A 22,015-nucleotide genomic window follows, 5' to 3' on the forward strand; every position below is an offset into this window, starting at 1 on the left:
CATTCAGCCCAGACCTGCCGCTCTTTTATTGTTACCTAGCTAATCAATCAATGCTGAGCGTTTCCGCAATGTGTTTGTTCAAACAGCTGTGAATCAAGCTTCGCCATAAACGGAGTCCATTCCTGTCCTGGCGAATAAAGCCGGAGCCGATGCATCGGTCTCGTACAAGCGGTGTAAAATAGTTTGCGCTCAGACTCATGCCCATACGTGCCTGCCGACGCATCATAGATCAGCACAGCATCGAATTCGACGCCTTTTGCGAGATACGCTGGGATGACGAGAAGGCCATGCTCGAATACTGGCGTTTGTTTTGTTACTAGCCGGAGCGGGCCAACATCGCCCAAAATCGGCTGAAGCCGATCATAAGCTATCGCAGCCTCTGCTGCGGATTTCGTAATGATGGCGATGGAGGTGTACCCACCACCAGACAGTACTTTCATATCTTCGGCGATTTGCTGATCGCGATTACTCTCAGAATCACATATAACAGCAACTGGCTTGCCGCCGGAGCGTTCGAATGGGATGATGCGGTCGCCGTCTGCAAGCATTGCGCGTGTAAAGTCGACGATTTCTTTCGTCGAACGGTAGCTGCGGGAGAGATGGAGCCATGCTGTATCGTCTGGCCCATACAACTCCTCAAGTGGCGATCCGCTATGTTCATGAAGATCGCTCGCTTGTGCGAAAATCGCTTGGTTAAAGTCACCGAGCACGGTCATGCGGGCGCGTGGGAACAGCCGTTTGACAAATTCGAACTGGAACGCGGAGTAATCCTGCGCTTCATCCATAAGAACATAACGAATGTTGCCGTTCATTTGGAAGCCTTCAATTAATTCTTTCAAATATAAGTACGGCGTTGCATCTTCACAGGCAAGCTGCCCCTCGTCAAGAAGGCGAACCGTCCGTTCACATACGGCTGGCCAAAATGCTGGCACTTCATCACTAAGCAGGCTAGCCATAATGCCGTTATCTTCGAACAGTTGGCGGTATAAGGCTTTCGTGTCGACGAAACGGAGCGCTTTAATTTTTTTGTAAATCGGCCTAAATGCTTCTCGAACGATCTGCTGCCTGAGCAAGTCCTCCTCCTGCTGGGCATCGTCGAACGCCGGATTTTTCGCCTGCTGGCGTTTGTGCAATCGCGTATATGCGTCCTGATATTGCTCTTGGTCGAGGTAGTCTAGCTCATCCTTGACCCATTCCGCTTTACGTTCAGCCCGTTCAAGCTGCCTGAGCTGGATAATAATCCATTCCTTTAATTCATCGATGCGGTAGGAGAGGGAGGCTGCTGATTTGCTATTATAAAATTGCGCCAAAATCGCTTCGCGCGAAAGCAGCGTACGTCCCCGGAATTTAACGCCACGGAATTTCATGTGATCCTTCAATAACATATCGCGATAGCCGCGCATGACATGCAGGTATCGAGCAGAGGCTTTGAATGTTATGCCGGCCATTCTAGCTTCGTATGCGGGATCATCATGCTGCGTCAGCATGTATTCGATTTGGTCGAAAGGGTCTTCCACATCGAAGGTTTGGGCGAGCCGGCGATTAATATATTCTTGGAATGTCGTTTGTTGAATGTTATCTTCCCCAAGCTCAGGAAGTACCGTTGCGACATAACTGTTGAACATCGGGTTAGGCGAGAACAACACCATTTGCTCAGCGGTTAGCCGTTCGCGATGTTTATAGAGCAAGTATGCTGCACGCTGCAGCGCAGCGGAAGTTTTGCCGCTGCCAGCCGCACCTTGCACGACAAGCAAGCGGGTATTGTCATTGCGAATGATCCGATTCTGTTCTTGCTGGATAGTCGCGACGATCGATTGCATCTGGGAGCCTGCACCTTTGCCAAGCACCTCTTGCAGCAAATCGTCGCCAATTGTCATGCCTGTATCGAACATCGTCTTAATGATAGCGTCGCGAATAACGAACTGGCGCTTAAGGTCAATCTGCCCTGTGATGTCGCCGCCAGGCGTTAGGAAGGAGGCAGGGCCGGGCGGGAAATCATAATACAAGCTGGCAATCGGTGTCCGCCAATCGTAGACGAGGAATGTTTCGCCGTCATCTGCGATGAAGGAGGCGACGCCGATATATAATTTCTCGGTGGAAGGCGTTCCGGTTTCGTGAAAGTCAATTCGCCCGAAGTACGGGGAAGGGAGAAGGCGCTTCATTCGTTTCAATTGATGCTGCATATGGCGATGGCTATGCTCACGCTCGGATAATACTTGTGCTTGCTGCTTCATGCTCATGAACGTTTCGAGAATATCGTCATCGTTGCTTAGGTTGACCGTGACATCGTCCCAGAAGTGGGTGCGAAAGTCGACGACCTCTGATTTTATTTCGCCAACGGCAGGCTCATACTCCGCGATGCGCTTATGCAGCGCTTCCGTTACGCGAGCGACGCGCGCTTGCTCGTTGTTCCATTCACTCGTCCATTCCGGCATCTCGTTACCCCCATTGACAAGACTGTAATTCTGATCTATAATATAGTATAGATCAATCTGTTTACACTTATATTCTTCAAATGTAAAGTCAGTTTTTCCATTGTACCATGCTCGTTATTTGCCCGCAATATTAAGATTACATATGTGATGCCGACAAGTGCTGCTTGTCGGCTTTTTTGCGCCTATTTTGCCCGTTCATATCGGCGAGCGATTCACTGGCAATTAGATGCAATTGTCCAAAAGCGGTTCAAAAATGAAAATGAGCTGTGTTACAATCAAACCCAGCAGCGAGCCGACCGCCGATACGCAACACAAGGAGGGGGAGCTCACAACATGAGAAACCGTATTTTTTCGAAATGGCTGCTCATAGCCGTTTGTTTTACACTTGCATTTACAATCGTCACGCCAGCAAACAAAGCGCATGCCGCGCTACGATATGGTTATAAAAGTGTCGATGTGCCTGATTTGCAATTTCGATTGAAAGTGCTTGGCTACTTCAAGCCAGCACAAGTTACAACCTACTACGGTATGATGACTCAAGATGCTGTAGAGCGATTCCAATCGGATTATGGATTGCCGTCCGATGGAGTCGCAGGTGCAAAAACGTGGTCGCTGCTGAAACGCGTATCGGTCAATAAAACGGAGCTCGATCTGCTCGCTCGCATTATTTATGCAGAAGCACGTGGAGAATCGTATAAAGGACAGGTCGCCGTAGGCGCCGTCGTTATGAACCGGCTTGCATCGTCTTCATTCCCGAATACGATCAAAGAAATTATTGTTCAACCTGGCGCATTCAGCGCGGTTGATGACGGACAATTCAACATGAGCCCAGATCAGGAAGCTTACCAAGCGGCATTGGACGCCGTTAAAGGCTGGGACCCGACAGGCAATGCGATTTATTACTTTAATCCTGTAACTGCAACATCCAAGTGGATTTGGTCACGTCCACAAACCGTTCAAATCGGCCGTCATATTTTCGCCAAATAAGATCAAAAAAAGTCTGGTGCTGTTACCGATTGTCGGTGACGGCGCCAGGCTTTTTTATTTCAACCATTGCGGATAATGCCATTCGCTCCGTTGATAATAAGCGGGATCGCTTGCTCTACATAAGCTTCGGCGGTCATGACGCAGCTGCTGTTGTTCCAGCTGTAGGCTGCACCATAGATCGCCCAGCTGAGCATTGTTGAAGCAGTCATTACCTGATGCGCCTCTAATTGCGGGTATTTGGCCTGCATGATGTCGAAGAAGAGCTGCTGGAGTTTTACTTTGATTTGGGATTCGATAATCGGGCCTAATGATTTGTAGCTTCGTTGGCAAAAGATGTTTAGTTCGCTATGGTATTCGCACAGAGCCAGAAACACTTTCGTCATCGTTTCTTCATTTAACTCTGCTTGCTCAATTAAGTTGCTCGCAATGTTGTTCATAATATGAGCCGTAATTGTAGACTCTAGAATGTCGTACTTATCTGTGAAGTGGGCGTAGAACGTTGCGCGATTTACTTCGGCCCGTACGGTTATGTCAGAAACGGTGATGTTATCGAAATCCCGTTCGCGGATGAGTGATTCAAAAGCGTCTTGGAGCAATTGGCGCGTACGTTTGACACGCGGGTCTTGTTCATTTCGAATCGTTGGCATGGGGGTGGCTCCTTAAGAAGAACAACACTTTTTCGTTTTTGTTGCGTACGCAACAGTTTAACGATATTGATGATTGTTTCATTTTATTTTTTATTATACCTTAATAAAGCAACATTTTTGTTTAAAAATATATTGGTTCACGGAAAAGGAGAGTTTATAACATGGCAACTGTACTTTTAATTAAAGCAAATGACCGTCCCGCAGAGCAAGCAGTCAGCGTACAAATGTATGATGCATTTGTTCAATCCTATAAAGAATCGCACCCAGCAGATACGGTTATCGAGCTTGACCTGTACGCAGAAAACCTGCCGTTCTATGGCAATGACGCCATTACGGGCATGTTCAAATCGGCTCAAGGCTTCGAGCTGACACCTGATGAGAAGCACGCTGCAGACACAGTTAACAAGTACCTGGACCAATTCCTTGCGGCTGATAAAGTCGCAATCGCATTCCCACTCTGGAACTTCACCGCTCCAGCACCACTTATCAACTACATCGGATACATTGCCCAAGCAGGCAAAACGTTCAAATATACAGCGGAAGGCCCTGTAGGCCTTCTCAACAACAAGCCAGTAGTTCTGCTGAGCGCACGCGGCGGCGTATACTCGGAAGGCCCAATGGCTGAGGTTGAAGCGGCAGTTCGTCCGGTTAAAGCAGCGCTTGGCCTGTTCGGCGCTCAAACGCAAGAAGTTATCATCGAAGGCCATAACCAATTCCGTGACCGTTCGGCTGAAATCATCGCTGATGGCCTAAAAAAAGTAGCAGAAACAGCAGCAGCTTTCTAATTTAAATACGTAACAGCACCAAGATTCAATCTAAACCTTCAGTACCGCAGATGTTGCGGAGCTGGAGGTTTTTTGATTACGGTGGAAACGCAATAGGGCGCAGTGGTATGATGGACAGGAGAAAAATGTCGATTTTCAGATGATTGGGGATATAAGACAAATGAACGTGAACGTGTTGGAAGCAGGAATGACCCATTCCCAAGAGGATGGCTACGTCGGCTTTGTTCGTTTTGAGGTTGAAGGGCATGTTCGTAAATACGAGATGGCGCTGCAGAGCAAGAGAGGCAAAGACTGGGGTTACAGCCTGCTGTTCCTCGACGGCTCTGGACCGGAAGAGCAAATCGAGCAAGTCGAAGAGCAGCTAGAGGAAGATGACGATCTTTACTTCCGTTTAATTGGTGTTGCTAGGGACGCACTACAAACGGAGCAGCCGTAACAGCAAGTTGAAATTGGACGCAAGGTAGGTATGAATCGGCCATGACTGAAATAAAGCATTATTTTTTTGATATGGATGATACGCTGTACGATCAATTGGAGCCATTCCGGTTATCACTTGTAAATGAAGGCATTTGGGCCGACAAGGAGCGTGCGGATTTTGAGGCGCTATATAAGCGAGTCCGCTACCATAGCGATGAGCTGTGGGACGATTATTGTGCCGGGAAGCTGACGCTAGAAGCAACGCGCAGGCTTCGGCTTCAGCTAGCGTTCGAGGAGCTGCAAATGCCGATCGACGATGCATATGCGGATGTGCTGCAAGCTGCTTATGAGCATGAGCAGCGGGCGATTCAGCCATATGAAGGCATCCTTCCGTTATTCCATGCGCTTCGCGCAAAGGGCTGCGATATCGGTGTCATTACGAACGGTCCAGTCAAACATCAAACGAACAAAATCAATGCACTCGGCATTGAACCGCATGTGAATGAAGGTTGGCTGTTTGTGTCAGACGCGGTTGGGATCGCAAAGCCGGATCCGCGAATTTTCCATGAGGTTAATCGGATGACGGGGACGCTGCCTGAAAACTGCCTATACATCGGCGACAACTGGCGCAATGACATCGTAGGCGCTTCTGATGCGGGTTGGCGTTGTGTTTGGCTTAACAATCGGGGCAGAGGACCGGAATCGGAACATCAGCCTACGCATGAATGCGCGGACATCGCATCATTAGCAGAGTGGATTCTGCAAGGCGCGCAGCCAGCGGCGGCACGTTAGTTGCGAAAGCGATTAGATCGATCATGAGCAGCTTGAACCTTCTAAAAGGAGGCAGGCTGTTCTTTTTATTTTGCTCAGCCTATTGCCAAAACTAATGCCATTCGTTTATATTTAAACTAACATAATTAGTTTTCGGAAAATAGGAGGTTGTTCAAATGAAAATGACTCGTATTGGCCAACTGGTCCAACTGGCGTTTATGCCTCGATTGTTTCCTGTAAATTGCTACTTGGTGGAAGAAGGAGACGGGTTGACGCTGATCGACGCCGCAATGCCGTTTAGCGCCAAGGGCATATTAGATGCAGCGATGCAATTAGGCAAACCCATTACTCGAATTGCATTGACCCATGCGCATGGCGACCATATTGGTGCATTAGATAAGCTGAAGGAGCAGTTGCCCGATGCAAAAGTCTATATTTCTGCTCGTGACGCACGCTTGCTTCGGGGAGACCGATCACTTGATGCAAATGAGCCTCAGATGGCGATTCGAGGCGGCATACCGAAGCCGAATGCGATTCAGACGAAACCAGACGTTGAGTTGAACGATGGTGATCGTGTTGGTTCATTGCAAGTTATCGCTACCCCAGGTCATACGCCAGGTTCGGTTTCTTACTTCGATACACGAAGCGGTGCGCTTATCGCTGGGGATGCGCTTCAGACGAGAGGCGGGCTTACGGTGTCAGGCAAAGTCCAGCCATTGTTCCCGTTCCCAGCTATGGCGACTTGGAGCAAAGAAAAGTCAGTAGAAAGCGCGCAGCGGATACATGATGTTCAACCGTCATTATTAGCAGTAGGCCATGGCAAAATGGTCAGTCAACCGGCGCAAGCGCTTGCGGATGCGATTAAAGCAGCAGCGCGCGCGTTACAATAAAGGAGTGTTCGCATATGTCTCCTAGAGTGGGGCTCGATCTTCAAACGATTACTCGCGCTGCTGCCGAAATTGCAGACGAAACTGGGCTAGCATCTGTCACTTTAGCTACGTTGGCGCAGCGGTTAAACGTACGTTCGCCATCCCTCTACAATCATGTCGAGGGGCTGCCAGGCGTAATTGAGCAGCTTACGCTAAATGGATTGCAGCAGCTTGGACAGCGATTAGAAGCTGCTGGAGCGGGCTTGTCGGGAGAAGAGGCTGTATTTTCGTTAGCTAAAGCTTATTCGGCGTTCGCACTTGCACATCCGGGATTGTACGAAGCAACGCAGATACCGCAGCGGTTCAAAACAGCAGAGATCGAGCAAGCGGCGGCTCGTGTCGTAACATTCGTTTATGAAGTGGTCAAACAGCTGCTTTCGCCGACAGCCGATCATGCGACGGTTATTCATGCGGTGCGAGGCTTCCGCAGCTTGCTTCATGGTTTCACTTCGCTTGTGAATGAAGGCGGATTAGAGATGCCGATTTCCAAGGAAGATAGCTTTGCTTATATGATTCGAGCTTATATTGCAGGCATTCGCCAATTGTAAGCAGCAGGAGATGAACCAATGTCCAACATGACGCGCATGCGGATGCATATGGCGGTATCTGAAGACCCTAATTTGCCACGCCGGTCTGTGCAAGAGGCAGGCGTAGACGGAGAGAAGCTCACCGTTATGGCTGCTAAGCTCCCCAGCTGGGGGATGAAAAGCATTGTGCTTGTGCAAGCTGGCGCTTTGGTATGGGAATGGCATGACACGGGAGAAGATCGGCCGTTATCGCTCTATTCTTGCACCAAGAGTGTCCTATCCATGCTGATGGGCATCGCGATTGGGCAAGGGCAACTTAAAGGGACAGATGAACGGGTAGCCGACTGGCTGGAGCCATTTGGCCGTAAAGGCGTTGACGAACGGTTGGCCGCAATTGAGCTATCCCACCTGCTAACGATGACCTCGGGCATCGACTGGCCGGATTTTGACAAGCCATACCGGGCGATGCGGACAAGCGCTGATTGGGTACAGTTCGTCGCGGACCGGTCGATTCATCAGCCGCCAGGGCGTGCATTTTGCTACAATAGCGGCGGTTCGCATTTGCTGTCGGCTGTTTTAACCAAAGCGACAGGACAAAGCGCATTAAGTTATGCATCCGAGCATTTGTTTAGCCCATTAGGCATTCAGCGGGCAGCATGGAGCTCGAATAGGGACATTAATGAGGGAGGCACGGGCTTGCATTTGTCCGCTCGGGATATGGCTAAGCTTGGCCTTCTTTATTTGCACGGGGGTACATGGGAAGGGAAAACGATCGTGCCCTCTGAATGGGTGCGGACTTCGACACGTGCCCACCATAAAGCGCTTGTTCACTATGAGCCGCATATTTATGGGCAATACGGCGACCACTGGTGGGTGTCGGACGGCGATGAGGAGAGTGGGCCCTTTTATTTTGCTTTTGGCTATGGCGGGCAATATTTGATCGTCGCGCCAGAGCTGGATGCCGTCGTTGTTATTCGCAAAGCGCCAACAGGCCGAAATCAAGCGATTGTGTCACGTGAGCTGTTTCATCAGTGGATTGTGCCAATCTTGCAGCGGCGAAGGGCAAAGCCCTGAAGACGTAGATTGCATTAAAATGTGGACAGCTTGCCGTGCCGGATCATCTCTCTTTACATATTCTGATAGTAAGCATATCGCTTATAGAATGGGTAGAGGTGATGAGAATGGCAGTAACCATTGATCCGGCTGCAAGAAACCTGATTATGGGCGGCGTTCGCTTCACGAAGGACGAGCTAGTTCAATATGTGCGTAAAGTGAATCCTTCGTTCAAGGAGGAGATTGCGAGCGCTTTTGTAACCGTTGGCGACCGATATGGCGTACGTGGTGATATCGCGTTATGCCAGTCGATCCATGAGACGAACTGGTTCCGATTCGGAGGGGACGTCAAGCCCGAGCAAAACAATTTTGCTGGCATAGGCGCAACTGGCGGTGTGCCTGGGAATACGTTCAAAACCGTTGAAGAAGGCGTAACGGCACAAATTCAACATTTGTACGCGTATGCCTCGACCGCTGCCCTCCCAGTTGGTGAGCAGGTAGTAGATCCGCGATTTACGCTCGTGAAGCGGGGCTCTGCGTTGAATTGGGAGGACTTGGCGGGCAAATGGGCCGTGCCTGGATACAATAAGGCGCAGTACGCTTCGCTTGATGCAGCGCTTAAGGCTGGCGACACCTACGGGCAAAACATTATCAAGCTATATCTTTCATTGATCGAAATGGCAACGTCGCACGGACCGCTCGTCGTACTGGATGCGGGACATGGCGGATCGGATCCGGGAGCGCAGGGCTACGGCATCGTGGAAAAAAATAAAGCGCTCAGCATTGCATTGAAAGTGCGTGACCAGTTGCTCTCACGCTTCAAAGTGCGAGTGAAAATGACGCGAGACACGGACGTATTCATCCCGCTATTGGAGCGGGCATCGCTGGCGAATGATTGGAAAGCGGATTATTTTGTCTCCTTGCACCATAATGCAGCAGGGGGCAAAGGCTTTGAAAGCTATGTGTACAAAGGGTCGAGAACACAAGAATCCGGAAAACGGCAAGATGCCGTACACTCGGCAATAATGACCTATCTGAGTTCAGTTGGCGTAAACGACCGTGGGAAAAAGGAAGCAAACTTTGCAGTGATTCGTGAGACGAAGATGCCAGGCATCCTGATTGAAAATCTGTTTGTCGACAACGCTTCCGACGCTATGCTATTGAACAATGCCGCTGTAATCGATAAGCTGGCCGCAGCGATTGCAACAGGTATCGGACAAGCGATGAGCCTTGTTGCCATGCCAGTTACGGACCCGCCGCCAGTTACCCCTCCAACACCGCCCACAACGCCTCCTAATGCAGGCTATCCTGAAGGAACGCCACAATGGAAAATCGACGCAGTTGAGTGGCTGTATGAACAAGGTCTGCTGACGGATGCTTCATGGAAAAAGAAAATTGACGAGCCGCTGCCACTTTGGGCGGAAGCCGCGATTATTAAGCGCTTGTTTAATCAGCTGAAAGAATAATGCCAGAGATAGAACGGACGGTTGGATTTGATGAAAAAACACAGGGGTGTCCCAAACGCCATGATGGCTGAGGGATACCCCTGTGTTTGCGATTGGCCAGAGCAACGCAAAGCTTCTCAAAGCCAGGCTTTACATGGATTCATTGTCCCAGCGGAGCAGTTCAAACAACCGGAAAAGAAGGCTGAGCACAATTGCCGCTACCGTTGCGAGCACCATGCCTTTCAGCTCAAAATTGCCGAACTTCAGCGTTGTGCCGCTAATGCCAAGGACAAGCACGAGCGTCGTTAGCGCAATGTTGCGGGGGTTGCCGTAGTCGACTTTTGTATCGACTAGCATACGAATGCCTGCAGCAGCGATAACGCCGAACAGCATAAGTGAAACGCCCCCGAGCACGGCATTCGGCACGGCGCCAATAATGGCGGAGAGCTTGCCTAAGAACGATAGAAGAATCGCAAGTACGGCTGCTCCCCCGATGACGAATACCGAATAGACGCGTGTCAAAGTCATGACTCCGATATTTTCGCCATAAGTTGTGTTTGGCGTCGAACCAACGAAGCCGGAAATAATCGTTGATATGCCGTTGCCCAGCAACGACCGATGAAGCCCGGGATCCTTCGTCAGATTACGCTCCACGATCTGCTCCGTCACGATCAAATGCCCGATATGCTCAGCGATGACGACAAATGCTGCCGGCAACAGCGTAACGATTGCTGCACCATCCCCTTCTGGTGCCGTGAAAGTAGGCGCAGCGATGAATGCAGCTTGTTGTACACTTGTGAAATCAGGAAGTCCCAGCGACCATGCAAGCAGGTACCCAACGACGAAGCCGATCAGAATCGGGATGATTTTCATAAACCCCCGGAATACAACAGATCCCAGCATAATAATGAGCAACGTAGAAACCGATACGGTGATCGTATTGGCATCTGGCTTCCAATCAGGGCTTCCGTCTGATATCCAACCAGCCATGCCAGCTGCAACGGGGATGAGCTCCAAGCCAATTATGGCAACGATTGCCCCCATCGCAGCTGGCGGAAACACGATGTCCAGCCAGCCTGTCCCTGTCCACTTAAGGAGCAGTGCGAACAAGGTAAACAGGGCACCCACCACAATAAAGCCGCCAAGCGCTTTCGGGTAGTTCAGCGCAGTGTCGCCGCTCAGCACGGCCATGACAGGGGAAATGAAAGCAAAGCTTGAGCCTAGATAAGCAGGTATTTTTCCTTGGCATATGATGAGATATAGTAAGGTGCCAACCCCATTCATGAATAGAATGGTGGACGGATCGACGCCGAACAACACCGGAACGAGAACAGTCGAGCCGAACATGGCGAACAAATGCTGAAAGCTGAGCGGTATGCTTTGCAGAAGCGGAGGGCGTTCGTTAATTTTTATGGTGTGCTGCATGGATTGGCCTCCTTTTTATATTCAGATTACCCAAAATAGGAATATTCCATCAAAAATCGACAAAGATCATGCGAAATGCACAACATTATGCGAGGTTTCGGCAAAATTATGATCGATATTATTGGAAATTGTTACTATAATGGATAAAAGCCATATATACTAGCGAGGAGAAACGGAAATGGAGAGTTTAACAAAAATCAAACTTAACGCCGATGCCATAACACAAATGGTGAGACGGGCGTTCGGCAGCAACACAGCCATAACCAATTGCCTAGAGCTAGGGGGCGGGTGGTTTAATACAGCTTATTCCATTGATTTGGACGACGGACGGGGAGTCGTATTGAAAGCGTCACCGCCCGAGGATGTTCGAACGCTACGTTATGAGAAGAATTTGATGGAGGCTGAAGTTAAAGCTTTGCGGCTAATTCAGGAAAGTGGAGGCGTACCTGTTCCAGTTGTATATGCTTATGATACTTCCCGGGAGATAGCGGATTGCCAGTTCTTCTTCCAAGAGAGAGTATCAGGCACGACCTACAATCTCGTACGCGAGCTGATGAGCGAGGAAGCGCAGTCTGCGATTGAGAAGCAGCTAGGGCAATATAATGCATGGTTAAACCAAATTGAAGGCCGCGCTTTTGGCTATTTGTCTGTTCCAGGATCCAGCCGTCCGACATGGCGCGATACATTCATTGGCATGGCAGAAGGCGTGCTGCAAGATGGCATCGATGCGAATGTGCAGCTGCCCGAGGGGCTTGCATACGATTCGATTCTCCAAGCTCTATACGAATGTTCTCAGCCTCTGCTTGCGGTGACGAAGCCTCAGCTCGTATTTTGGGATCTATGGGAAGGAAATGTCCTCGTGAACGAAGGGCAAATTACAGGCATTATCGATGCAGAACGCGCATTGTGGGGAGACCCATTAATGGAATATTATTTCGGCCATTTTTCCAAGAGTACAGCTTTTCTTGAAGGATATGGCGTACCTGCGCCATCGGCGGAACCGAATACACATATGCGAAGGCTGTTGTATGATCTATATCTGGCACTTGTGATGCGTGTGGAATGCGATTATCGCAATTATGATGATGATCATAAGAGCTGGATGGATATGAATCTGATAGAACGATTCCAAGCGCTGCAAGTGGGCAGAGGATAAAGGAGAGCAATGTCATGCCCAAATTAAATGCAAGCATTACCAACAAGCGCTATGGGAATGCGCAAACGATCGATGAAGTGCTGGAACAATTGGACGAAATCATCCGTGCCTCAATCGCAGGATCGTCCCGAATTGGCTATTTTGCAGCGTTATACCGAATGGTAACCGCTCAGGTGAAGATAGGAATCGCCGAAGGGCAGTTTGATGATGGGCCGCGGATGGAGCGATTGGATGTCCGGTTCGCGAACCGTTACTTGCAAGCGTACAGCGATTATTGCAATGGGCTGCCTTGCAGCGGCTGGTGGCGCGTCGCTTTCGAAGCAGCGGAGCGAAGCGATGCGATTGTCATGCAGCATTTGTTAGTTGGCATGAATGCACATATTAATTATGATCTCGGCATAACGGCTGCTCAGACTTGCACGGCGGAGCCGCTTGAGCGCTTGCATCATGATTTTAATACGATTAATAGCATTCTTGCCTCATTAACAAATGAAGTAAAGCGCGATATCGACACGATTTCCCCTTGGATTGGTTGGCTGGATCGGCTCGGCGGCCGAACAACAGATGCCATAATCCGATTTAGTATGGATAAGGCACGAAGCTATGCATGGGCATTTGCCACGGAGCTTTCTCATGTGGAGGGAGAGGCACAGGAGGAGTTGCTGCGCCACAAGGATTTGTTCATTACAAAGCTGGCGCTAGAGGTGTTGAAGCCTCCGGGCTGGCTGCTTCGTACGGTTCTGTGGCTCATTCGGTTGCGGGAAAGCAAGGATGTGGCTAGCAATATTCGGTTATTAAACGAAACGAAAGCAGCGGGCGCTGTTAAGCTAGTGCCACCAGCAGACGGTTCATTATCAATCTAAATGAAAGGGTTGTTTCAAAGTATGTTTGCCTGCCTGACGAGACTGCTCGTAGGATTCAGGAATGGCGAAACATATAGCGGTGCTAGGGATAAGGTTATCCCTGCACCGCTTTTTCTGTTTTTTGGTTTGTTTATTGTTGGCTCTTTAGGAGTTCCTTAAGGGCGGCGCCGCCATGGCCTTTGCTTTGTTGCTGCCGTGATTGCAAAATCTACAATGAGCTAGCGCCTTTCTCGCGCCAAAAGCGGCGGTCATTGCAGTCCGTGCAATGGAAACCGGCGATTATGGCTCAATTCCAGCTCATTATGCGACAAAGTAGGTTATCTAATTGTATAGAATGCAATGGCAGACCAGGATTACAATACCCGAGGCGTTGCCATTGTATGAAATGCTATGGCATGCGTTTGCGTACAGCATGTTATGTACACAGCAGGGGCATACGCCTGCCTTTTGAGCGAATAAAGGTGACGCGGCCAGGCTGCAGTTCCTTTATCTGCTGTGCATGTGGGAAAGGAAGGATTGCAGCAGAGCGATTTGTACAAAATAGATGAGGTGTGTATCGATTTGCCCAACAAGGGTTGCATTATCAACAAAGTAGTGTTACATTAATAAAGTAAGTTCCTTAATAGAAATGGAGGCTCTAACTAATATGGCTAACACTTTCCTTTCTGCAGTGAAAAAACGCCGTTCGTATTATGGCATCAGCAAAGAGCAAGTGATTTCCGAGCAACAAATTCAAGAGATTGTAGAAGAAGCGGTGAAGTACTCGCCATCTTCCTTTAACTCCCAAAGCGCTCGCGTAGTACTGTTATTTAATGAGCAGTCGGATAAATTTTGGGATTTGACAACAGAAGTGCTCCGCGGCATCGTTGGGGATGGGGACCAATTTGAATCGACTGCCCAGAAGATGGCTAGCTTCCGTAACGGTTCTGGTACTGTTTTATTTTTCGAGGATTCGGCTGTTGTAGAGGGGCTGCAGAAGCAATTTCCTTCTTATGCTGACAATTTCCCGATTTGGTCGGGCCATTCCTCTGGCATGCTGCAATTCGTCGTATGGACAGCATTAGAGCAAGAGGGTCTTGGCGCTTCGCTGCAGCACTATAATCCAATTGTAGACGCTGATGTGAAGAAAGAATGGAACGTACCTGATAACTGGAAGCTTGTTGCCCAAATGCCATTCGGCAAACCGGCGGCAGAACCTGGCGAGAAGCAGTTCCAACCGATCGAAGAGCGCGTGAAAGTGTTCAAATAATCGCCTGTCCTTGAATGGATGGCATAATCCTGGCTTGCCTTTACAGGGGGCCGGGATTATTTTTGCTGGCGAGAAATTTTTTTGTAAAAAGTGAAACAACTAAAAGCTCTCAATCGTTAATATGTATAGAACAGCGAGAACAACGCTAGCATATGATGAAGGAGCTAATCCCTATGAGAAAAATCGCAGTTAGTGTAGCGCTTATCGCGACTCTCATCTATTTGACCTCGAGCACCCATGTTCCTTCCCATGAAGTGAAGGCGCAGCCTGTGGTCTCGAATCCCGTGGATGCCGTGAAGCAGCAGACGGCTTATGTTGAACGTATGGACAAGCATGATGGGCAATGGACGTTGGCAATTGACCCAATTGACTGGTATGAAGGGGATGCGGCGACGAAGATTTTCCGCGAACGTGAGCCCGATCCTGAAGTAACGGAACCTCCAGACGGGTATTACATTGTTAACGATGATCGAACACAGCAAACGATTACGCTGGCGGATGACGCCACTGTACTGATGCAAATATATGATCATGGGAATACCGCTGATGAAGGTGCGACAATTGTGCCTAATGAACCGATTACGATTGAGAAGTATGCAGAGTTGGTCGGGTCGAATAATGAAGATGGCATCAACATCAAAGATTTCCCTTATCACCTAACGATTGAGAATGGGAAAGTTGTGAAGATCGTTCAGCAGTATGTGCCATAATATATAGGGAAATAAAAATCACGCTTATCATGTGCCTTTGACTGTATTTTTCAACTGATGAGGGTTATAATAGTCGGGTTAACGAACACATGAGGAGCATGAACGATGACTGAACCAGAAGAAAAACCCGACCTTATTCCGACTAAAATCTACAAATGTAAAAATCCGGAATGCAAAGCATGGGTTCGTGAAGAATTCGGCAGTGAAGGACAAGCTTGTCCGATGTGCAAAGGCCCAATGATGAGAAGCATGAGGCACTTGCCGAAAGTACAAAACAAGGTAAAACGCCAACCAAAAAAGAAAGACCCATACGCGTAAAATCAACAGTAGAAGCGACCCGATTCGGGTCGCTTCTGTTATTTTGCAGTCATGCCAACCATCTTCCCTATGCGGGGAGGCTATGCTATATTTAAATCATATTATATGGAGTTATCGATAACTCTGCTTCTATGTCATGACTACTATCGAGAGGATTAATCTACTATGAATAATGCGATCTTAATGTATAGCAAGCCCGCACAGGAATGGGTGGAAGCGTTTCCAATAGGGAATGGCAAGTTAGGCGCTATGGTATTCGGACGCCCATTGGACGAGCGTGTCCAATTGAATGAGGAGTCTATATGGCATGGCGGACCGCAGCAGCGCGACAACCTAGATGCCCTTCCTAATTTGCCGGAAATACGCCGTTTGCTTTTTGCAGGGCAACCAGATGAAGCAGAAAAGCTGGCTTTTCAGTCGATGGCTTCTAAGCCAGAGGACCTCGGGCCTTACCAAACGCTTGGTGAACTTGCCATCCATTTAGACGAGAGAGGCATGAGTGAGATAATCGGGTACTGGCGTGAGTTGGATCTTCAAACTGGCATTGTCTCTGTTCGATATGAGGCAGGTGGCGTAAAATGCTGTCGGGAGTCGTTTGTCAGCGGGCCCGATGGCGTCATTGTCTACCGAATGTCTGCTGATCGGCGGGGTGCGTTGTCGTTCACTGTTACGTTAAGCCGGGAGGAGGGCGAAGTATCGCCACTTGGTTCTGATACGCTTGTGCTGCAGGGGCAATGCGGACCCAATGGCGTTCATTATGGAGCGGTTCTCCGAATCGAATGTGAAGGTGGCGAACTTCATACAGCAGGCAATACGATTATTGTGTCGGAGGCTAATGTCGCAACAATCTATATCGCTGCTGCGACAACTTATCGTGAGGCAGATCCGATAACTGCTTCCCATGAAAAGCTAAATTCAGCAATAACTAAAGGCTATGAGGCCGTGCGCCAAGCCCATGTTGCGGAGCATGATAGCTTGTTTAGCCGTGTTTCGCTTGAACTGCGGAAAGCTGCCGATCAAGCGGCTGATCAGGGAAAGCTGCCAACTGATGAACGGCTGGAACGTTTCCGGAATGGCGAGCAAGATCCAGGCTTGATCGAGCTGTTTTTCCACTATGGCCGATATTTGCTGTTGTCGAGCTCAAGGCGTGGCAGTTTGCCAGCTAATTTGCAGGGGATCTGGAACGAGTCCATGACGCCGCCATGGGAATCGGATTACCATACGAATATTAACATCCAGATGAACTACTGGCCAGCCGAAGTAACCAATCTAGCCGAATGCCACGAGCCGCTATTCGATTTTATCGATCAGCTGCGGGTGAATGGGCGCCGTACGGCGCAAGTGATGTATGGCGCCCGAGGCTTTTGCGTCCATCATACGAGCAATTTGTGGGCAGATACGGCGATTACGTCCAGATGGCTGCCCGCTATGTTTTGGCCGATGGGCGGCGCTTGGCTAGTCTTGCATATGTGGGAACATTATTTATACGGGGGCGACCTCGTGTTCTTGCGTGATCGTGCATATCCTGCCATGCGGGAATCCGCTTTGTTCTTCTTGGATTTTATGGTACAAGATCCGCTAGGCAGGTGGGTAACAGCACCTTCGGTGTCGCCTGAGAACAGCTACCGGTTGCCTAATGGCAACGAAGGTGCGTTGTGCGCAGGGCCGTCGATGGACACGCAAATGATTCGGATGCTGTTCGAGGCTTGCTTGACATCAGTAGAGCACTTGGGTCTAGAGGATGAGATCGCGCCCGAGCTGCGCGAACGCTTGGCAGGCATGCCAGAACAAGGGATTGCGTCGAATGGCACGTTGATGGAATGGGCAGACGAGTATGAAGAGCCGGAGCCGGGGCATCGGCATATTTCACATTTGTTCGCGCTGCACCCCGCTGACCAGATCACGTTGGATGGCACGCCTGCGTTGGCTGTAGCGGCTCGTAAGACGTTGGAACGCCGGCTTGCACATGGCGGTGGGCATACAGGATGGAGCAGGGCGTGGATCATTCATTTCTGGGCACGTCTGCAAGACGGGGAAGAAGCATATGCTAACTTAGCAGGGCTATTAGAAAAGTCCGTCCATCCGAATTTATTCGGCGACCATCCGCCATTCCAAATCGATGCGAATTTTGGCGGAACTTCTGCCATCGCCGAAATGCTGCTGCAATCGCATGCTGGTCTCATACAGCTGCTTCCAGCTCTTCCGTCGGCATGGCCGGCAGGCCGCGTTACGGGACTGCGCGTACGAGGCTGTGCAGAGGTGGACATCGTTTGGGCTGAGGGGAAACTGGCTTCCGCAGAGATGCGGGTCAAGCGTGATGGTGTACTTCGTATTCGTAAGGATGCCGATTGGACGTTTAGCTGCAATCAGAATCCTGTTGCTAGCAACGATCGTTTCGTACAAATAATCGCCCATCCAGGCGATCGGATTCACATTGCCGCTACGAAATAAAAAAGTTACGTAAACTTGAAGATGAGGAACAGGGCGGCCGATGATTCGGGCCGTTTTGTTCGTTTTAAACCGAAATGCTCTGTATTTCATAACTTCCTGTTAGTTGAGATTGGCTTACAATTCCATTATAATCAATCGGAATTAAACGATCATTTGCCGAAGGGCTAGGGGAGGGATTAGGCGTGTCTTTATTCCGTAAATATCGGAGCCAATACGGCCGTTCGTTCTCGATTGCTGTCGTTTTTCTCATGTTTGAGGCGCTCGCTGACCTGCTGCAGCCAGCGATTCTTGCGATTATTATCGATAAAGGTGTACAAGCAGGCGACATGCATACCGTATATTGGTGCGGTGGCTTGATGCTTCTCGTAACTGCATTTGGCGCTGTATGCGCATTGTTGCGCAATCTGTTGTCGAGCCGAGTGTCACAGCGATTTGGCGCGGAGCTGCGATCGGACCTTTATCAGAAAGTGCAAAGCCTTCCCTATAACGAGATTGATAAGCTTGACCGCGCATCCCTCATTACAAGGCTGACGAATGATGTCACACAAATCCAAAATTTCGTAAACGGCCTGATGCGAATATTCGTGAAAGCGCCTCTCCTTGGCATTGGGGCTGTTATTATGGCAGTACGCCTTAACCCGCCATTGTCGGTCATCTTGATCGCTGTCGTTCCGATTGTGGCATTGCTCATCGCAATGAATCTTCGCATTGGATTTCCTCGTTTTGCACGCGTACAGCAAGTGTTGGACCGCATGAATGGGTATACACGGGATTTTCTTTCGGGCATTCGGGTAGTTAAAGCATTCAATCGCTATGACGATGAAGCGTTAAAATTCGAGCATTCCAACGAGGCGTACCGACAGGCAAATGAACAAGCGATGCGCGGGATGGCAATTTTCAATCCACTCATCGCGTTAACTGTTAATATCGGCATTATTCTGATCTTGTGGGTGGGCGGGCTTCGTATCGATCACGGCCAAATGCAAGCAGGGCATGTCGTTGCGTTTATCAATTATATGCAGCAAATTTTATTTTCCTTAATGACGATCTCCATGGTTTTCAACATGTTTGTGCGGGCGAAGTCATCTGCTGGCCGAGTAGCGGAAGTGCTGTCGAAGCCTGGCAGTCCGACTGGTGAGCAATTGCCCATGCCGGATCCATCGGGTAAAGTCTGCATTTCGTTTCAAAAAGTGTCCTTTTCCTATGAAGGATCAACGGGAGAGCCCGTTTTACATAACCTAACGTTCTCGGTGGCACGTGGGGAGACGGTTGGCATTATCGGTTCGACTGGTTCTGGCAAAAGCACGTTGGTTAGCTTGATTCCACGGTTCTATGATCCGACAAGTGGTACTGTATTCGTGCATGGCATGGATACGAAGCAAGCCGATCCGGCTTCGCTGCGTTGTCGAATGGCTACAGTTCCACAACAAGCGGTGTTGTTCTCCGGAACGATTAAGGACAATATTCGATGGGGCAATGAAGAGGCGACACCGGAGCAGATTAAGGAAGCAGCGGCTATTGCAGCAGCGCATGATTTTATAGCGGCTACGCCGCACGGGTATGACACCATTGTTGGCCAAGGCGGTGTCAATTTTTCAGGTGGGCAGAAGCAGCGGCTTTCGATTGCGCGAGCGCTGGTGCGGCAGCCGGAGATTTTAATCTTAGACGATTGTACAAGTGCACTCGACGTCGTGACAGAAGCGAAGATTAAAGCTGCTTTGAAAAAGCGTGCAGGCCATGTAACTTGCCTGTTAATTGCACAGCGAATGAGCTCTGTCATGGATGCCGACCGCATTATCGTTATGGATGAGGGGCGCATTGCGGGAATCGGAAAGCATGAAGAGCTGCTAAATAACTGCAGGGTATACCAGGAGATTTACCGCTCGCAATGGGGAAAGGAGAGCGATCAGCATGCCGCAGCAGCACAGCTCTAACCCGCAACGGCCGGACATTAATGTGCCTATAGGGCCACGGCCAGGAGGGGGCGGTTTCGCTAGCCGCCATCGTGGGCCAGGCTCCAAGCCGAAGCATTTGCTCGGTGCGCTTAAGCGGTTATGGGGTTTCATTGGAACGGAGCGCCGGAGGCTGTCCATTATTTTTGGGCTAGTTGTCGCCTCGGCAGGCATCGGGCTTGTCGCACCTTATTGGATCGGGCAAGCTGTGGATGCGATAGAAGGCGGAACGGGAAACGTTTCATTCTCCTTGCTTCGTATCGTGCTCCTTTCCCTTCTTGTCGCATACGTGGCAGATGCAGCGATTGGTTTCATTCAAGGCCGTTGGATGGCAGGCATAGCCCAGCGTATCGTGCTTCGTCTCCGAAGGGAGCTGTACCGGAAGCTGCAGACGCTGCCGCTCAGCTATTTTGACAGCCGCCGGCATGGCGATGTCATGAGCAGGCTGTCGAATGATATCGACAACGTAAGCAATACGATCTCACAATCGACGGTTCAGTTGATGTCAGGCGTATTGGGGATCATCGGTGCGCTAACCATGATGCTTGTACTAAGCCCGATTTTGACAGCAGCAAGCCTTATCACAGTACCGCTTGTGTATGGCCTGACTCGGATGATTGCAAGACGGACAAGCGAATTGTTTAAGGCACAGCAAGCACAGCTGGGGGCATTGAACGGCCATATTGAAGAAACGATTACGGGTGTACAGGTTGTTCAAGCATTTAACCAGGAACAACGGGCAATCGAAGAATTTAATGACATGAATAATAAACTATGTGAAATAAGTACAAATGCACAGGTTTGGTCAGGGTTGCTGATGCCGTTACTTAGTGTCATTAACAATGTCGGTTTTGCTGCTGTTGCGATAGTAGGGGGCATCTTAGGCGTCAAAGGCCACATATCCGTTGGCGTTATTGCTAGCTTCTTAACCTATTCCCGACAATTCGTGCGCCCGTTGAACGATATGGCAGCAACGTATAACACCCTGCAATCGGGCATTGCTGGTGCGGAGCGCGTTTTCGAGACGTTGGATGAGGATGGAGAAGCGCCGGATGAGCGCACTGCTGTGCCAATGGTTGCCCCTTTGGGGCGGATTGAATTCCAAAATGTCAGCTTCGGCTATAAGCCGGATGAGCTGATTCTGAAGCAGTTAAGCTTCGTGTCGGAGGCAGGCACCTCTACGGCGATCATCGGTCCAACAGGTGCGGGGAAAACGACGATTATCCAGTTATTGACGCGATTCTACGAGCCAACGGAAGGAACGATTACGATCGACGGAAAGCCGATTGCACACTATACGCGCGATAGCCTGCGCCGAAGTTTCGGCGTAGTGTTGCAGGATACGTATTTGTTTTCGGGGTCGATTCGAGACAATCTGAAGTACGGCCAACCGGATGCGACAGATGAGGAAATGGTACAGGCAGCAAAGTTAGCAAATGCGGATACATTCATTCAACGGCTGCCGAATCGATATGATACGATGTTATCTGAAAATGGCGGAAGCTTAAGCCAAGGCCAGCGCCAATTGCTTGCGATTGCACGGGCGATGCTTGCGAAGCCGAAATTGTTAATATTGGACGAGGCGACGAGCAACATTGATACACGGACGGAGCTGCATATTCAAGAAGCTTTGTCGAAGCTTATGCAAGGGCGAACTAGCTTCATTATTGCGCATCGGCTCAATACGATCAGGGACGCGGATTCGATTATGGTCATTGATCAAGGGAGCATCGTCGAGCGGGGCAGCCATGATGAGCTTATGTCGGCGCGAGGGGCATATTATGAGATGATGGCAAGCGTAAAGGCTACATCGATAGCAGGCAATAGTGAGGGGAATAGGGAGTAATCACTTGAAAGGTATGTTCGTAAAGCAAGTATAAGTAGACAACAAAGCC

The 22,015-nt window shown here is 49.7% G+C and carries 19 protein-coding genes; 16 read left to right on the forward strand and 3 right to left on the reverse strand.

Annotated elements, in window-relative coordinates:
* Nucleotides 1-47 precede the first annotated feature (47 nt).
* Nucleotides 48-2,435, reverse strand: a complete 2,388-nt coding sequence (gene helD, locus GON22_RS07480; RefSeq protein WP_160395492.1) for an RNA polymerase recycling motor HelD — start codon at nucleotides 2,433-2,435, stop codon at nucleotides 48-50.
* A 333-nt stretch (nucleotides 2,436-2,768) separates the two neighbouring features.
* On the opposite strand from helD, the gene GON22_RS07485 reads away from it, so the two are divergent.
* Nucleotides 2,769-3,422 (forward strand): cell wall hydrolase, encoded by a 654-nt coding sequence (locus tag GON22_RS07485; protein WP_160395493.1) that lies wholly within the window; start codon nucleotides 2,769-2,771, stop codon nucleotides 3,420-3,422.
* Between the two features lie 59 nt (nucleotides 3,423-3,481).
* On the opposite strand, the gene GON22_RS07490 is transcribed toward GON22_RS07485, so the two are convergent.
* Nucleotides 3,482-4,069 carry a TetR/AcrR family transcriptional regulator gene (locus GON22_RS07490; RefSeq protein WP_160395494.1) on the reverse strand — a complete coding sequence of 196 codons (588 nt, stop codon included), beginning with the start codon at nucleotides 4,067-4,069 and terminating at the stop codon, nucleotides 3,482-3,484.
* A 161-nt stretch (nucleotides 4,070-4,230) separates the two neighbouring features.
* On the opposite strand from GON22_RS07490, the gene GON22_RS07495 reads away from it, so the two are divergent.
* From GON22_RS07495 to GON22_RS07525, 7 genes are all read left to right on the forward strand, one after another.
* Nucleotides 4,231-4,854 carry an FMN-dependent NADH-azoreductase gene (locus GON22_RS07495; protein WP_160395495.1) on the forward strand — a complete coding sequence of 208 codons (624 nt, stop codon included), beginning with the start codon at nucleotides 4,231-4,233 and terminating at the stop codon, nucleotides 4,852-4,854.
* A 160-nt stretch (nucleotides 4,855-5,014) separates the two neighbouring features.
* A complete protein-coding gene (locus tag GON22_RS07500; RefSeq protein WP_160395496.1) occupies nucleotides 5,015-5,290 on the forward strand; it encodes a hypothetical protein in 276 nt (91 codons plus the stop codon).
* 41 nt (nucleotides 5,291-5,331) lie between these two features.
* Nucleotides 5,332-6,063 (forward strand): HAD family hydrolase, encoded by a 732-nt coding sequence (locus tag GON22_RS07505; protein WP_160395497.1) that lies wholly within the window; start codon nucleotides 5,332-5,334, stop codon nucleotides 6,061-6,063.
* A gap of 155 nt (nucleotides 6,064-6,218) precedes the next feature.
* Nucleotides 6,219-6,932: an MBL fold metallo-hydrolase gene (locus tag GON22_RS07510; protein ID WP_160395498.1), complete on the forward strand. Its 714-nt coding sequence runs from the start codon at nucleotides 6,219-6,221 to the stop codon at nucleotides 6,930-6,932.
* Nucleotides 6,933-6,946: 14 nt separating this feature from the next.
* Nucleotides 6,947-7,519, forward strand: a complete 573-nt coding sequence (locus GON22_RS07515) for a TetR/AcrR family transcriptional regulator (RefSeq protein ID WP_160395499.1) — start codon at nucleotides 6,947-6,949, stop codon at nucleotides 7,517-7,519.
* An 18-nt stretch (nucleotides 7,520-7,537) separates the two neighbouring features.
* Entirely contained in the window at nucleotides 7,538-8,572 is a 1,035-nt protein-coding gene (locus GON22_RS07520; protein WP_160395500.1) for a serine hydrolase domain-containing protein, read from the forward strand.
* Nucleotides 8,573-8,679: 107 nt separating this feature from the next.
* Nucleotides 8,680-10,017, forward strand: a complete 1,338-nt coding sequence (locus GON22_RS07525) for an N-acetylmuramoyl-L-alanine amidase (RefSeq protein ID WP_160395501.1) — start codon at nucleotides 8,680-8,682, stop codon at nucleotides 10,015-10,017.
* 129 nt (nucleotides 10,018-10,146) lie between these two features.
* Here the strand turns inward: GON22_RS07525 and uraA are convergent, their stop codons facing one another.
* A complete protein-coding gene (uraA, locus tag GON22_RS07530) occupies nucleotides 10,147-11,421 on the reverse strand; it encodes a uracil permease (protein WP_160395502.1) in 1,275 nt (424 codons plus the stop codon).
* Between the two features lie 178 nt (nucleotides 11,422-11,599).
* Here uraA and GON22_RS07535 point away from each other — a divergent pair, with 178 nt between their 5' ends.
* The 8 genes from GON22_RS07535 (at nucleotide 11,600) to GON22_RS07570 (ending at nucleotide 21,966) form a co-directional block, all read left to right on the forward strand.
* On the forward strand, nucleotides 11,600-12,577 hold the full coding sequence (locus tag GON22_RS07535) for a phosphotransferase family protein (protein WP_160395503.1): 978 nt from the start codon (nucleotides 11,600-11,602) through the stop codon (nucleotides 12,575-12,577).
* Nucleotides 12,578-12,591: 14 nt separating this feature from the next.
* Nucleotides 12,592-13,440 (forward strand): DUF5995 family protein, encoded by an 849-nt coding sequence (locus GON22_RS07540; protein WP_160395504.1) that lies wholly within the window; start codon nucleotides 12,592-12,594, stop codon nucleotides 13,438-13,440.
* Nucleotides 13,441-14,086: 646 nt separating this feature from the next.
* Complete coding sequence (locus GON22_RS07545) at nucleotides 14,087-14,689, forward strand: nitroreductase family protein (RefSeq protein WP_160395505.1); 603 nt, start codon at nucleotides 14,087-14,089, stop codon at nucleotides 14,687-14,689.
* A 173-nt stretch (nucleotides 14,690-14,862) separates the two neighbouring features.
* Nucleotides 14,863-15,399, forward strand: coding sequence for a hypothetical protein (locus GON22_RS07550; RefSeq protein WP_160395506.1), 537 nt, complete (start codon nucleotides 14,863-14,865; stop codon nucleotides 15,397-15,399).
* Between the two features lie 105 nt (nucleotides 15,400-15,504).
* Nucleotides 15,505-15,717 (forward strand): cold-inducible protein YdjO-related protein, encoded by a 213-nt coding sequence (locus GON22_RS07555; RefSeq protein WP_160395507.1) that lies wholly within the window; start codon nucleotides 15,505-15,507, stop codon nucleotides 15,715-15,717.
* Between the two features lie 165 nt (nucleotides 15,718-15,882).
* Entirely contained in the window at nucleotides 15,883-18,168 is a 2,286-nt protein-coding gene (locus tag GON22_RS07560) for a glycoside hydrolase family 95 protein (RefSeq protein WP_160395508.1), read from the forward strand.
* Nucleotides 18,169-18,350: 182 nt separating this feature from the next.
* Nucleotides 18,351-20,102 carry an ABC transporter transmembrane domain-containing protein gene (locus tag GON22_RS07565; protein ID WP_160395509.1) on the forward strand — a complete coding sequence of 584 codons (1,752 nt, stop codon included), beginning with the start codon at nucleotides 18,351-18,353 and terminating at the stop codon, nucleotides 20,100-20,102.
* Entirely contained in the window at nucleotides 20,080-21,966 is a 1,887-nt protein-coding gene (locus GON22_RS07570; RefSeq protein ID WP_160395510.1) for an ABC transporter ATP-binding protein, read from the forward strand. Before GON22_RS07565 ends, GON22_RS07570 begins: the two co-directional genes overlap by 23 nt.
* The last annotated feature ends 49 nt before the right edge of the window (nucleotides 21,967-22,015 follow it).

This window comes from Paenibacillus sp. MMS18-CY102, assembly GCF_009789195.1.
Lineage (GTDB): Bacteria > Bacillota > Bacilli > Paenibacillales > Paenibacillaceae > Paenibacillus_T.